This is a genomic window from Gaetbulibacter sp. S0825, from assembly GCF_011777505.1.
Classification (GTDB): Bacteria; Bacteroidota; Bacteroidia; order Flavobacteriales; family Flavobacteriaceae; genus Pontimicrobium.
Map to the genome: position 1 here is coordinate 1,509,200 of NZ_JAATJT010000001.1, position 13,325 is coordinate 1,522,524.

14 protein-coding genes are annotated in these 13,325 nt (G+C 29.1%); all 14 read left to right on the forward strand.

Annotation, left to right across the window (positions count from 1 at the left end; genetic code table 11):
* Positions 1 to 124 precede the first annotated feature (124 nt).
* From HB672_RS06900 to HB672_RS06965, 14 genes are read left to right on the forward strand one after another with little or no spacing between them, the layout of a single operon-like run.
* A complete protein-coding gene (locus tag HB672_RS06900) occupies positions 125 to 964 on the forward strand; it encodes an ABC transporter permease (RefSeq protein ID WP_208864185.1) in 840 nt (279 codons plus the stop codon).
* Between the two features lies 1 nt (position 965).
* Complete coding sequence (locus tag HB672_RS06905) at positions 966 to 2,174, forward strand: ABC transporter ATP-binding protein (RefSeq protein WP_167609793.1); 1,209 nt, start codon at positions 966 to 968, stop codon at positions 2,172 to 2,174.
* Complete coding sequence (locus tag HB672_RS06910; RefSeq protein WP_167609796.1) at positions 2,175 to 2,960, forward strand: FkbM family methyltransferase; 786 nt, start codon at positions 2,175 to 2,177, stop codon at positions 2,958 to 2,960.
* Complete coding sequence (locus HB672_RS06915; protein ID WP_167609799.1) at positions 2,957 to 4,030, forward strand: DegT/DnrJ/EryC1/StrS family aminotransferase; 1,074 nt, start codon at positions 2,957 to 2,959, stop codon at positions 4,028 to 4,030. The genes HB672_RS06910 and HB672_RS06915 overlap by 4 nt, the downstream gene beginning before the upstream one ends.
* Positions 4,030 to 4,740 carry a WbqC family protein gene (locus tag HB672_RS06920; RefSeq protein ID WP_167609802.1) on the forward strand — a complete coding sequence of 237 codons (711 nt, stop codon included), beginning with the start codon at positions 4,030 to 4,032 and terminating at the stop codon, positions 4,738 to 4,740. Before HB672_RS06915 ends, HB672_RS06920 begins: the two co-directional genes overlap by 1 nt.
* A 12-nt stretch (positions 4,741 to 4,752) precedes the next feature.
* Entirely contained in the window at positions 4,753 to 5,442 is a 690-nt protein-coding gene (locus HB672_RS06925; protein ID WP_167609805.1) for a class I SAM-dependent methyltransferase, read from the forward strand.
* Position 5,443: 1 nt separating this feature from the next.
* The gene (locus HB672_RS06930; RefSeq protein WP_167609808.1) at positions 5,444 to 6,634 is read left to right on the forward strand and encodes an aminotransferase class I/II-fold pyridoxal phosphate-dependent enzyme; all 1,191 of its coding nucleotides are present in this window, start codon (positions 5,444 to 5,446) and stop codon (positions 6,632 to 6,634) included.
* On the forward strand, positions 6,635 to 7,711 hold the full coding sequence (locus tag HB672_RS06935; RefSeq protein ID WP_167609811.1) for an aminotransferase class I/II-fold pyridoxal phosphate-dependent enzyme: 1,077 nt from the start codon (positions 6,635 to 6,637) through the stop codon (positions 7,709 to 7,711).
* Positions 7,712 to 7,723: 12 nt separating this feature from the next.
* Positions 7,724 to 8,593 carry a glycosyltransferase gene (locus HB672_RS06940; protein ID WP_167609814.1) on the forward strand — a complete coding sequence of 290 codons (870 nt, stop codon included), beginning with the start codon at positions 7,724 to 7,726 and terminating at the stop codon, positions 8,591 to 8,593.
* Between the two features lie 13 nt (positions 8,594 to 8,606).
* Positions 8,607 to 9,584: a glycosyltransferase family A protein gene (locus tag HB672_RS06945; protein ID WP_208864186.1), complete on the forward strand. Its 978-nt coding sequence runs from the start codon at positions 8,607 to 8,609 to the stop codon at positions 9,582 to 9,584.
* 10 nt (positions 9,585 to 9,594) lie between these two features.
* Entirely contained in the window at positions 9,595 to 10,449 is an 855-nt protein-coding gene (locus HB672_RS06950) for a glycosyltransferase (RefSeq protein ID WP_167609817.1), read from the forward strand.
* On the forward strand, positions 10,419 to 11,357 hold the full coding sequence (locus HB672_RS06955; protein WP_244306582.1) for a glycosyltransferase family 2 protein: 939 nt from the start codon (positions 10,419 to 10,421) through the stop codon (positions 11,355 to 11,357). Before HB672_RS06950 ends, HB672_RS06955 begins: the two co-directional genes overlap by 31 nt.
* Positions 11,347 to 12,180: a glycosyltransferase family A protein gene (locus HB672_RS06960; RefSeq protein ID WP_167609820.1), complete on the forward strand. Its 834-nt coding sequence runs from the start codon at positions 11,347 to 11,349 to the stop codon at positions 12,178 to 12,180. The genes HB672_RS06955 and HB672_RS06960 overlap by 11 nt, the downstream gene beginning before the upstream one ends.
* Before the next feature lie 14 nt (positions 12,181 to 12,194).
* Entirely contained in the window at positions 12,195 to 13,322 is a 1,128-nt protein-coding gene (locus HB672_RS06965; RefSeq protein ID WP_167609823.1) for a glycoside hydrolase family 99-like domain-containing protein, read from the forward strand.
* Positions 13,323 to 13,325: the final 3 nt, after the last annotated feature.

Sequence of the window (13,325 nt, forward strand, 5' to 3'; positions counted from 1 at the left end):
AGATTCTTATTTATTATCTTAGCCTTTTAAAACTTAATTTCTTTACTTCATAAAGAAAACCAGCATTTATTTACTGTTTTCACAAGTGGAATTTTATTAAATTTAAATAACTAATATTTAAATATTGAAAACTAGAATTTATAAAAAGGAGAACAGACTAAGTATTTTACAACTTTTTAAAGATAGTTTAAAAGATATTTATAACTCTAGATTTCTAGCTAGGCAGCTAGCCGAAAGAGACATTAAGGCACAATACAGGCAATCTTATTTAGGGATTTTATGGGCTTTTATACAACCATTGGCAACTGCATTTGTCTGGATATTTTTAACTAGTAGTGGTACCATAAATTTATCTGATACAGGAATACCTTACCCTTTATATGCATTTTCTGGTACACTAATATGGTCTATAATAATAGCATCCATAAATTCGCCAATGCAGAGTACAAATGCTGCTAGAGGCATATTAACTAAAATCAATTTTCCTAAGGAAGCATTAATTGTTTCTGGTATTTATAAATTATTATTTAACAGCTCAATTAAAGTCATACTCTTAGTATTATTTGTATTTATATATGGCGTTGGTTTTCATTGGAGTTTATTAGCATTGCCATTAGTAATTTTTGGTGCAATTCTTTTTGGTACAACTTTAGGTTTGTTTATCACGCCAATTGGACTTCTATATAAAGATGTAAGCAAGCTTATATCATTTGGAATGCAATTTTTAATGTATGTAACACCAGTAGTATATGCCATTCCTAAAGACGGATTAATGAACACCATAATGAACTGGAACCCCATTACACCTATTGTGTTAACTGCTCGTGATATGGTAGTTGGTTCTTCTCCAGATTATTTGTTTTATTTTTTAATGGTTTTAGTAGTATGTATTCCTTTTTTATTAATCGGATTAGCACTATATCGTATTTCTATTCCTATTATTGTTGAACGATTAAGCGCTTAGTATGAAAGAGAAGGAAGTTTTAGTAAAAGTAGAAGGCTTAAGTAAAAAATTCTGTAAAGATCTTAAAACCAGTTTGTGGTATGGTGTTAAAGATTTAGTTAGTGGTATTCGCGGAAACTCATTAGAAAGAACACTGCGACCTAAAGAGTTCTGGGCTATACAAGATATTAATTTTGAGTTAAGAAGGGGTGAGTGTTTAGGGCTTATAGGTCATAATGGAGCGGGGAAATCTACACTTTTAAAAATACTTAATGGCTTGATAAATCCTGATGCTGGAAGCGTTACTATCAAGGGTCGAGTAGGTGCTTTAATAGAATTAGGAGCAGGTTTTAACCCTATTTTAAGCGGACGCGAAAACATTTATAATAATGGAGCAGTTTTAGGTTTTACACGAAAAGAAATAGATGAAAAATTAAACGCCATAATTGAATTTGCAGAATTAGAAGAATTTATAGATATGCCAGTGCAGCATTATAGTTCTGGTATGAACGTTCGTTTAGGTTTTGCAGTGGCAGCACAAATGGAACCTGATGTGCTAATAGTTGATGAGGTTCTGGCAGTAGGCGATTTAGGATTTATTTTAAAATGTTTTAAAGCTATAGATACTATTTTGCCCAAAACAGCAGTTATTTTCGTGTCTCATAATATGCCAATGATATCTAGGATTTGTAATCAAGTTATTTTATTGAGTAAAGGTAAAGCTGAATTCCAAGGAGAAAATGTATCTAAAGGTATAGATTTATACTATAATTCTTTTTTAACAAATGAAGACTCAGATGTTGTATTCACAGATAATTCTTTGGAATTAGTAAATGCTAGTTTAGAAAATGTAAAAAAAGAAAATGGGATTTATAAAATTAATTGGGGAGATACTATAGATTTAAAGTTTACTATTAAAAACTTTAGCTTAAAAAAGATGCCTTTTATAAGTTTTGCTATTTATGATAAGGAGCAAAGAGGAATAGCTGAGGTATTTCCAGAAAATCAAATTTTAAAGGATATTGAACCAAATAGTGAAATTGATTTTCATTTTGTATTTAGAAATTTAAACCTGTCAAAAGGCATTTATAATATTACTTTTAGTGCATCAGAAGCTTATTCTAAAAACAGCTATTATAAGATTCATAAAGCTATTACAATACAAGTGGAACATGATAAACAAATTTGGACTTCATTTTTAATTGATTCTGAATTAAAACAAGTTATTTAAATGAAGATAAAACTTTTAAAAAAAGCAATTAATAGTATACTAAGAAAATTTGGATTCACTATTGTGAATGTTAACAGATTTGAAGTTCAGGATGCAACACCAAAAACTTTTTTTGAAAAGGCTAATTTGCTTGATGGTTTTTATAACTTCTTAAAAAATCAACAATACGAGCCAATAACTATTTACGATATTGGGGCAAACAAAGGCTCTTGGACAGCTGGTTGCTTAGAGTTTTTCCCTGATACGACTTACTATTTGTTTGAACCTCAAATAAATTTAAAGAAAGATATAGACACACTTTTTTTAAATAAAAAAAACATTCAATTGTTCTCAGTTGGTGTAGGAAATGCCAACGGAGAACTTTTATTCACAATTCGTGAAAGGGATGATAGTTGTACATTTATACTTTCTGAATCTGAAGCTAAGCAGCAAGGTTTGAAGCAGATAAAAGTGCCAATAGTTCAATTGGATAGTTTTGTAGTTGAAAATAAATTAATGCCTCCATCAATACTAAAAATTGATGCAGAAGGATTTGATATAGAAGTATTACAAGGAGCAAAAAAACTGATGCAGAATGCTGAAATAATTATGATTGAAGTTGGAGTTGTAAACAAAATATTCAAAAATTCTGCTTTAAATGTAATGAAATATTTAGATGAAGCAGGTTTTAGGTTTTTTGATATAACAGATTTAAATAGGCCTTTTGAAAATAAGGCGTTATGGCTTTGCGAGTTTGTGTTTATAAAGAAAAACGGTGTTCTTGATAAAGATTACTTAAATAAATGATAAGAGTTACTAAAACATTTTTGCCACCACAAGAAGAGTATCAGGCTATTTTAAAAAAAGCTTGGGATTCAGGCTGGATAACCAATAGAGGTGTTTTAATAAAAGAATTAGAAGAAAAGTTAAAAAACTATTTACAAGTCCCAAATATTATTGCAACTACAAATGGAACATTACCACTTCAAATTGCCATTAAAGCTTTAGGGCTAAAAGGCGAAATAATAACAACACCATTTAGTTATGTAGCTACAACATCTAGTATTGTTTGGGAGGGCTGCTCACCAGTTTTTGTAGATATTCATCCTGAATATTTAACTATTGATGAGACAAAAATTGAAGCAGCAATTACTTCAAAAACAACAGCAATATTAGCCACTCATGTATTTGGAAATCCATGTGATGTGGAAACAATTCAAACCATTGCTAAAAAGCACAATTTAAAAGTGATTTATGATGCTGCACATTGTTTTGGAGTTACTTATAAGAATCAATCCATATTTAAATTTGGTGATATAAGCACCTGTAGTTTTCACGCAACTAAATTATTTCACACAGGAGAAGGAGGGGCAATGTTTACCAATTCTGAGGAAATTCATGACATTTTGTTTTATCAGCACAATTTTGGACATCAAGGTCCAGAAAGCATCCAAGGCATAGGTATTAATGCTAAAATGAGTGAGTTACAAGCTGCTTTGGGCTTGTCAGTGTTACCTTATTTGGACATTATTATGAATGAAAGAAGAAGTGTTGTAAATCAATATAATGAAACTATAGATTTCTCAAAAATTACTACCTTTAAATTAAGGGGTAATACCAATTGGAATTATAGTTATTATCCAATTCTATTTAAGGATGAAACAGTGTTGTTAAAAGTTCAGGCGAAACTGATTGAAAACAATATTATACCGAGACGTTATTTTTATCCCTCACTAAACACTCTTGATTATATAAATAGTAAGACTATAAATATTTCAGAATCTATTGCTTCTAGAGTATTATGCTTGCCTTTATATGTTGGTCTTAAAAAAGAAGAAACAGATAAAATCGTAGAAATAATCAACATAAATGTATAATGAAAATAGCGATTATGCAGCCTTATTTGTTCCCGTATATAGGTTATTTCAGCCTTATTAAGGCAACAGACTTTTGGGTGGTTTTTGATAATGTTCAGTTTATAAGACATGGATGGATTGAGCGCAATAAGGTTTTAAATTCAAATGGAGGTTGTCAATATATAAAAGTTCCTTTAGTAAAGGCATCTCGTCAAAACTTAATAAAAGACACTTATATTAGATTTGACGAAAATTGGGAAAGTAAAATTTTGGCTCAATTAACATGTTACAAAAAGAAAGCACCTTTTTATACTGAGGTGATTAATTTGTTAGAACAGATTTTTCAAAAAAAAACTAAGGATATTACGTCATTAAATATTTTGGCTCTAAAAAAGGTTTCTGAATACATTGGTATTCCGTTTAATTATGAAGTTTTATCACAAACTGAAATGGATTTTTCTAATACTATAAAAGAAGCAGGAGATTGGGCTTTACAAATTTCTAAATATTATAAGGCAGATATGTATATAAATCCTTATGGAGGAAAAGATATTTTTAACATAGAAAATTTTAAAAATGAAGGGATTGATATAAAGTTTTTAAAAAATAATTTAGATACTTATAATCAAAATAATGACAAATTTAAACCTGGACTCTCAATTATTGATGTTTTAATGTTCAATTCACCAATTGAAACAAAAAAGTTAATTGATTCATATATTTTTTGCTAAATACATTTTGCTATGAAAGATTATATACATAAAGAATTTCCAAAATCTTGTGACCCTAATGACTTTTTTGGTCAAGTAAAGAGAACCGTTAATGGAAAACCTGTTGGTAAAGAACAAATTAACATTATAATCGATTCAATATGTAAAGGTTTAGATTTAAATAAACAAGATGTTTTATTTGATTTAGGTTGTGGAAATGGAGCGCTTTCAGTTTTAATATTTCACAAAATAAAAGCATATTTTGGTATAGATTTTTCAGAATACTTGATTGAAATTGCTAAGAAAAACTTTGAAAAAGGTAATTATACTTTCCAATGTGCCGAAGCAAATGAGTTTTTAAGTAAGGAAGCGTTAAATAAGAAATATACTAAAGGACTTTGTTATGGTGTTTTTTCTTATTTTGAAAAAGAGTCAGCAGAAAGGATTTTAAGGAATATTCATGATAAATATGAAAATATTAATAAATTCTACATAGGAAATATCCCTGATAGAGAAAGAGCTTCTAACTTTTTTTATAAAGATATAGAGTATGCTAATTTGTTGGATGATAACCAGAGTTCACTAGGTATTTGGTGGTCTCAAAAAGACTTTGAAAATTTGGCAAATAAAACAGGTTGGAAAGTTGAATTTCTGAATATGCAAGATGATTTTTACTCAGCTCATTATAGATTTGATGTTGTGTTAACCAAAAAAGTTAACTAAAATGAAAGAAAAGTTAGCCATTTTAGGCAATCCACCAGCTTTCGAAAAACCACGCTCTACTTCTAATTTAATAAAACCAAATATTGATTCCTTTTTAAACTATATTAAGCCTAGTTATAGTAAAGGAAATTTAGTAGAGGATAATTCGTTAATTCAAGAATTAGAGAATAGACTAGCGCTGGTTCATGGATCTAAGTATTGTATAGCTGTTTGTAATGGTCTATGGGGTTTAGTTTTAGCAATTAATGAGTTGAAATTAAATAATAAAACTGAAATCATAATGCCTTCTTTAACCTATAGAAGGATGGCAGATATTGCAGCTTGGTTAAAAATGACCCCACATTATTGCGATGTGGAAATTAAGACTCTAGGAATTTCTGCTAAATCTGTTGAAAATAGTATTAATGAGAAAACTGCCCTAATTTTAGCACCACACCCAATTGTAAACCTCTGTGATGTTGATGGGTTATTAAATATTTCGAAAAAGTATAAATTGCCTATTCTTTTTGATTCTGTTGAAGCATCTTATGCTTGTTATAATGGTAAATCAATAGGAACTTTTGGTGATGCCGAAGTTTTTTCTGTTCATGCAAGTAAATTTTTAAACGGATTTGAAGGAGGTTATATTACTACTAACAATTTCGATTTAGCAAGGAAACTAAAAGCTGCTAGAAACTTTGGTATTGAAAATAATCAAGATTTAATTACACTTGGTATTAACGGCAAAATGATTCTACCTCATGCAGCGATGACTATGTCTTCTTTAGATTTGTTAGAAACTCAAATTAAAAAGAATAAATTACGTTTTTATAAGTATAAAGAACTACTAGAAAAAGTAGAAGGTATAGATTTAATTGAGTATGATTCTGTAGAACGAAGAAGCTTTAAAAATATATTGGTAAAATTAAATAGCCAATGGCCATATAGTAGAGAAGTAACACTAAAGATATTACAAAAGGAGAATATGGTGGTTAGACCATATTATTTTCCGCCTCTACATAAAAAAGAGGCTGTATATCCAACAATTATTGGTAATCTTCCAAATACGGAATTGTTAATGAATGATTATATGTTGCTACCTTGTGGAGAGTTTGTTGATTCTGATGATATTGAAATTATAGTCGACTTTTTGGTTTATATAGAGAGTAACTCTAAAGAAATAAAAATTGAGTTAGCCAAAAATAATAATTAAATGAAGCCAAATAATTCTATAAAGACTAATAATTTACCTCCTTGGGACGAATTTCAAAAAATGGTTCAGGGTATATGGGAAAGAGAGTATTATACAAATCACGGACCTTTAGTTGTTGATTTAGAAAACAGGATTGAAAATTTACTAGGTGTTAAGAATGCTGTTTGCATGACTAATAGTAGTATAGCTCTTATGATAGCTATAAAAGCACTTGATATAAATAAAAAAGTATTAATTCCCTCTTTTTCTCATTTAAACATTGCTCAATCTGTTGAATGGGCAGGAGTTGAAGCCGAATTCGGTAGTATAAAAAATGATTCTTTTGTTATTGATCCTAAAGGAATTCAAGCAGAAACTAATGAAAACATTGAATTGGTAATAGCAGTTAATGATTTTGGAATGGTTAGTGAAATTGATGAGTTAGAAGAATTAGCAAGACAAAAAAACTTTAGACTAATATTTGTTTCCGATTCATTTTTTGGAGAAAATTATAAAGAAAAAAAATTCGGTCATTTTGGAGATATAGAAATATTTTCATTTAATGAAAGCCAATTGATTAATGGAGCGGATGGAGCTTGTATTTGTACTTCTGATAATTTATTGGCAGATAAATTAAGAAATATTCGTAGTAGCTATGGAGCGGTAAAAAAGGTACCTATACCTTATACAGGAAATGGTAGGATGTCGGAAATCCAAGCAGGATTAAGTTTATTGTCTCTAGATAATTTTGAAAATAAAAGAAATGAAGTATTAAAAAGAAAAAATGAGTTTAACACTATTGTTGAAAAAACAGAAGGTGTTTCAATTTATAATTCAATTAATGTTTGCTGTAATTTTATTCTTGTTTTAAATTGTGTTAAACTAGGAATTAACTTGAAAGATGTAACGCATAAATTAAAACTAATTAATAAACATATTGAATTATTTAAGTTTTATGGGGTAGAAATTTATTCACCTTATAAAAGAAAGAGTTTTCCAAAAAACAGCCTTATAGATAGCTCTATTGGTTTGCCTAGTAATATTACTTCAGAGGAGTTTAATGAAGTTGTTTCAATTTTGACTCAAAACATAAAGTAAATTAAGCTGCATATGAATTCGGAGCGTAAACAAAGTTTAGTTAGTGTCTTAGTAATGGCTTATAATCATGAGGCGTATATAGCCCAATGTTTGAATTCAATATTAAATCAAAAAACTAACTTTCTATTTGAAATTATTCTTGGAGAAGATTTTAGCAGTGATACTACAAGAGATATTTGTTTTGACTTTGCTGAAAAATATCCAGAAAAAATAAAACTTTTTTTACGTTTGCGAAAAGATGTCATTTATATTAATGGAAGTCCCACTGGACGATTTAATTTTATTGAAAGTTTAAAATCTTGTACTGGAAAATATGTAGCACTCTGCGATGGAGATGACTATTGGACAGATCCTTTAAAACTTCAAAAGCAAGTTGGTTTTTTAGAAACAAACCCAGATTATAATATTTGTTTTCATGAAGTGGGTATTTTTAATCAAAGCGAAAATAAAATCATTAATAATACAATAACGCGCAAGGTGTTAGAGACAACAGATATTAATGAGTTGGCTAAAGGGAATTATATACATACTCCTTCAGTGGTTTTTAGAAATAATTTTGCGCTTCCAGATTGGTTTTCAAATTCTTCAATTGGTGATTGGAGCCTTTACATGATATTAGTAAAGGATAAAAAAATAAAAAAATTTGAAGATGTCATGGCTGTTTATCGAGTTCATGGTGATAGTCTTTGGTCATTAAAATCAGAAGAAACACGTATTTTAAATACAATTAATGGTTATAAATCATTTTTAAATTCTAATAACTGTACTAATTCTGAAACCAAAAAAATTTTAAAAGCAAGTATTAAGGATTTGGAAAGACATCTACCAAAAAAATCAACTTTTATAGAAAAGATCTTCAATAAAATAAAAAAACGTATTTAGTATTTAAACTATTTTGAATATAAACAATCCATTAATATCAGTTATAGTCCCAAATTATAACCATGCACCATACTTAAAGCAGCGGTTAGACAGTATTTTCAATCAAACCTATGCTAATTTTGAAGTTATTTTACTAGACGACAGTAGTACAGATAGCAGTAGAGAAATATTATCTGCCTATTCCAAAAAGCCAAATGTAAGTCATTGTATATTTAATAAAGTTAATTCTGGGAGTACATTTGCACAATGGAACAAGGGTGTTTCCTTGGCAAAAGGGGATTACATTTGGATTGCAGAATCTGACGATTTTTGTGAGTCTAATTTTTTAGAAATAGTAATACAACTCTTATTGCAAAATAAGGATGTTGCTTTGGCTTATTGTCAATCTCAAAGAGTAAATAGTGATGGTGTTGTAACTGGGAATTGGATAACACATACTTCAATGTTTCAACCTAACCCATTAGAAGAAGATTTTATAATGGATGGTAATATGTTTATTGAAAATTATTTAATTCATAAGAACGTTATTCCTAATGCAAGTGCTGTGCTTTTCAATAAAGTTTATTTGGAAAAAATAATGCCTTTGGTTTTTAAACCTTTTATGAAATATAATGCCGATTGGTTTTATTATGTGCAGTTAATATGTAATAAAAAACTAGCCTTTGTTGCAGAATCTCTTAATCATTTTAGGTATCATGAAACTAGTGTTATAGCTAGAGCCGATGGAGAGAGTGGTATGATTAGAATAAAAACCAAAGAGATTAAATTAATTGCTTTTATGTTTAGTTTTTTAAAATCATGTACCCCTAAAAATATAAATGCCATAGAAAAACAATATAGAATTGTAAAGAAAAAATTATTAGATGAAAGAGCTACTATTTATATTCAAAAAAAGCAGTATTTTAAGGCTATTACTAGTGTGTTTAGTAATTTGACATTATTAACAAAGATTAGTAAAAAAATTTTAGTAAAAATGCGTTCAAGCTTATAAAAATAGTTAAGTGAATAAAATTTCAATCATTATATGCTCACGTACTAAAACAATTACTCCTGTTTTTTTAAAAAACATAGAGAACACAGTTGGTGTTAACTATGAGCTAATTGTTATTGATAATTCTGAAAACAATTATTCAATTTTTGAAGCTTACAATTTAGGGATAAAAAAAAGTGAGGGTGAGTTATTGTGTTTTATGCATGATGATGTGCTACTTCATACCAATAATTGGGGAACAATTTTAATAGATATCTTTAATAATAACAAGAATGTAGGTTTGTTGGGAGTTGCTGGCGCAAAGGTTAAGACCAAAATGCCATCTCCTTGGTGGAATTGCCACTACAATCAACAAGTAATCAATATAATTCAGCATAATGGTTCAGGTGTTCCTAAAAACACAGAAGATGGTTTTGGTGAGAATTCAGAATCAGAAGTAGTAGTTATTGATGGTGTTTTTATGGTGCTTAAAAAAAGTATTGACATCATGTTTAATGAAAACATGAAAGGATACCATAATTACGATTTAAATATTTCTTTTGAATGCAAAAAGAAGGGTTATCAAGTTTTGGTAACTAATCAAATTTTAATCGAGCATTTTTCATCTGGAAGCTTAAATAAGGACTGGGTAGAATCATCGCACAAATTACATAACATATATAAGTCTGTTTTGCCATTACAAGTCGAGTTGAATAGTTTAAAAAAAGGAGATGAAATAAGAAATGCTGTTAGTTATATGGAGCAATGTTTAACATTTAATAAACATAAAATATGTAATGCTGTTTGGAAAAATCTTTTCCTGCTCCATCCTATCTTAAGCTACCATTTTAAATTATGGAAACGTTTAAAAGAAATGAGATCATGATAGCTATTGTTATTCCATATTATAAAATCATATATTTTGAAGATACTCTAAAGTCTCTTGCTAATCAAACCAGTAAAAAATTTCATGTGTATATTGGAGACGATGCTAGTCCCGAAGCCCCATCAAAATTATTAGATAAATACAAAGGTCAGTTTGATTTTTCATACCATCGTTTTGATGAAAATTTAGGTGGTAAATCTTTAACAAAACAATGGGAGCGATGTATTGATTTAACCAAAGATGAAATGTGGATTATGATATTGGGAGATGACGATTATTTAGAAGAAACTGTTTTTGAATCATGGTATGAAAATTATGATGCCTTTGCTTCTAAAACAAATTTGGTTCGATTTGCAACTAAAATGGTCAATGAAAAAGATGATACTATTTCAGAAGTATATCAGCACCCTGTTTGGGAAATAGCAACAGATGCTTATTTAAGAAAGTTCAATTATTCAACCAGAAGTTCATTATCTGAATATATTTTTAAAAAAGCATCCTATGTCAAGTATGGTTTTTATAATTACCCATTGGCTTGGAACAGTGACGACCATGCTTGGCTAGAATTTTCAGATGGCAAACCAATTTATACTATTAATAAAAGTTTAATTTATTTCAGACTCTCTAATTCTAATATTTCAGGAAAAGAAGATAATGTTTTAAAAAAAAGTGTTTCGCAAAATAAGTTTTATAAGTTCCTAATTAATCAAAAATTGAGGTTCTACAATAATGAAGATCGTATTAGAATTTTAAGAAGATATGAAAGCCATATTTTTAAAACTCGAAAACCTACCCTTGGAGAATGGTTATATTTGATGTTTAGACACATACAACAATTCAACTTTATAGAAATAAAAAAAGTGATAAAAAGATTTTTAAATACCATTTTAAGAAGACATGAGCATTAATGTATCTATAATAGTACCATGCTATAACCAAGCACAATATCTTGATGAGTGCTTAAATTCTGTATTCGATCAAGTATATTCTAATTGGGAGTGTATAATTGTTAATGATGGCTCAACAGATAATACTGAGGCTGTTGCTAAAAAGTGGCAAGACAAAGACAATCGAATTAAATATTTAAGTAAAAAGAATGGCGGACTTAGCGCGGCGCGAAATTCTGGAATATCAATCGCTAAAGGACAATTCATATTACCACTAGACTCTGATGATAAAATAAGCAACAATTACATTGCACAAGCGGTAAATACTTTTGAGGAAGATAGTACTTTAAAACTTGTGTATTGTAATGCAGAAAAATTTGGAGATGAATCTGGTTTGTGGAATTTACCTCCATTCTCACTTTATAATTTAAGTCAAAATAATTTGATTTTCCCATGTGCTATGTACAAAAAGAAAGATTGGGAAATAATTGGGGGCTACGATGTAAACATGATTTATGGATGGGAAGATTGGGAATTTTGGATTTCGTTATTAAAAAATGGAGGTGGTGTTAAAAAACTCGATTTGGTTGGCTTTTATTACCGAATAAAAGCTGTTTCAATGTTAAAAAATATTGATGAAGAAAAAGGAATTTTTTTGTTAAATTATTTAAGTGTTAAGCATGCTGATTTTTTTGTGAAACATTATGGTTCGTTTAAATTTTTAGCACAAGAAACAGAACGAATAAAAAACAGCTACGAAGAGAAGCTTAAAAGTGAAAAATTTGTTATCAATGCGTTTTTAAAAAAGTTTTTTGGCTTTACTATTTTTAAAAAATCTAAGTGAGCCACACCTACTAAATGAACAATACTGAAATAAAATTTTTAGCCTATTACCTTCCACAGTTTCATCCTATTCCAGAGAATGATAAATGGTGGGGAGAAGGGTTTACTGAGTGGACTAATGTAAAAAAAGCAAAGCCATTATTTAAGAATCATTATCAACCAATAATTCCAGGAGAATTAGGCTATTATGATTTACTTAAACAACCTAAAATTCAAGAAAAACAATCAGAATTAGCACTGGCAAATGGTGTTGATGGTTTTATTTATTATCAATATTGGTTTGGTGAAGGAAAAATGCTTTTAGAAAAGCCAGCAGAAAAAATGCTAGAAAATAAAAGCATTGATATTCCCTTCTGTTTTTGTTGGGCAAATGAAACTTGGAAAGGTATTTGGCATGGTTTAGACAATCCTGAAGTATTGATTGAACAAACATATAATGGCGAAAAAGATTACGAAGCATATTTTAATTATTTACTGCCATTTTTTAAAGATTCTAGGTACATAGTTTTAGATAATAAACCTATGTTTCATGTTTATAAACTAAACGACATTCCAGATTTAAATATATTTATTGAAGTATTTAATAGATTAGCAATTGAGGCAGGTTTTGATGGAATATACTTGGTGTCTACTGCAACATCTAGTCATGATTTAAAGCTAAATAATTCAAATATTGATGGTCAAGTTGGTTTAGACGTGTTTTTTAAAATGAGATATAAGAAACCATCATTTTTTCCTAATAAAAGTTTTTTTGGTAAAGTTGAATCTAAATTGAAAAGTTTACTTTGGCCATCGCGTAGTATAGGTGAACGAAAAAAACCACTTATTTTTGATTATGCTAAAGGTGTGTCAAACTTCAATGTAAAGTTTCTCAATGAAAAGTATATATCTTGTGTATTTCCAAACTGGGATAATTCGCCAAGAAGCGGTAAGAAATCATTAATATTTAAAAATGCGACACCAATTGCTTGGAAAACACATCTTGAAGCTGCTGTAAAGGAATTACAAAATAATCCAGAAAACCCTCAATTCGTAGTTATTAAATCATGGAACGAATGGGCAGAAGGAAATTATTTAGAACCCGATGAGAAATTTGGCTCACAATGGTTAAAAGTGATAAAAGAGATTAAAGAAAAATTATAAACT

Excerpts from the sequence above, each read along its gene's own strand:
- HB672_RS06905 (WP_167609793.1), top strand. The coding sequence starts at position 966 with ATGAAAGAGAAGGAAGTTTTAGTAAAAGTAGAAGGCTTAAGTAAAAAA.
- HB672_RS06910 (WP_167609796.1), top strand. The coding sequence starts at position 2,175 with ATGAAGATAAAACTTTTAAAAAAAGCAATTAATAGTATACTAAGAAAA.
- HB672_RS06915 (WP_167609799.1), top strand. The coding sequence starts at position 2,957 with ATGATAAGAGTTACTAAAACATTTTTGCCACCACAAGAAGAGTATCAG.
- HB672_RS06920 (WP_167609802.1), top strand. The coding sequence starts at position 4,030 with ATGAAAATAGCGATTATGCAGCCTTATTTGTTCCCGTATATAGGTTAT.
- HB672_RS06925 (WP_167609805.1), top strand. The coding sequence starts at position 4,753 with ATGAAAGATTATATACATAAAGAATTTCCAAAATCTTGTGACCCTAAT.
- HB672_RS06930 (WP_167609808.1), top strand. The coding sequence starts at position 5,444 with ATGAAAGAAAAGTTAGCCATTTTAGGCAATCCACCAGCTTTCGAAAAA.
- HB672_RS06935 (WP_167609811.1), top strand. The coding sequence starts at position 6,635 with ATGAAGCCAAATAATTCTATAAAGACTAATAATTTACCTCCTTGGGAC.
- HB672_RS06940 (WP_167609814.1), top strand. The coding sequence starts at position 7,724 with ATGAATTCGGAGCGTAAACAAAGTTTAGTTAGTGTCTTAGTAATGGCT.
- HB672_RS06955 (WP_244306582.1), top strand. The coding sequence starts at position 10,419 with ATGGAAACGTTTAAAAGAAATGAGATCATGATAGCTATTGTTATTCCA.
- HB672_RS06960 (WP_167609820.1), top strand. The coding sequence starts at position 11,347 with ATGAGCATTAATGTATCTATAATAGTACCATGCTATAACCAAGCACAA.
- HB672_RS06965 (WP_167609823.1), top strand. The coding sequence starts at position 12,195 with ATGAACAATACTGAAATAAAATTTTTAGCCTATTACCTTCCACAGTTT.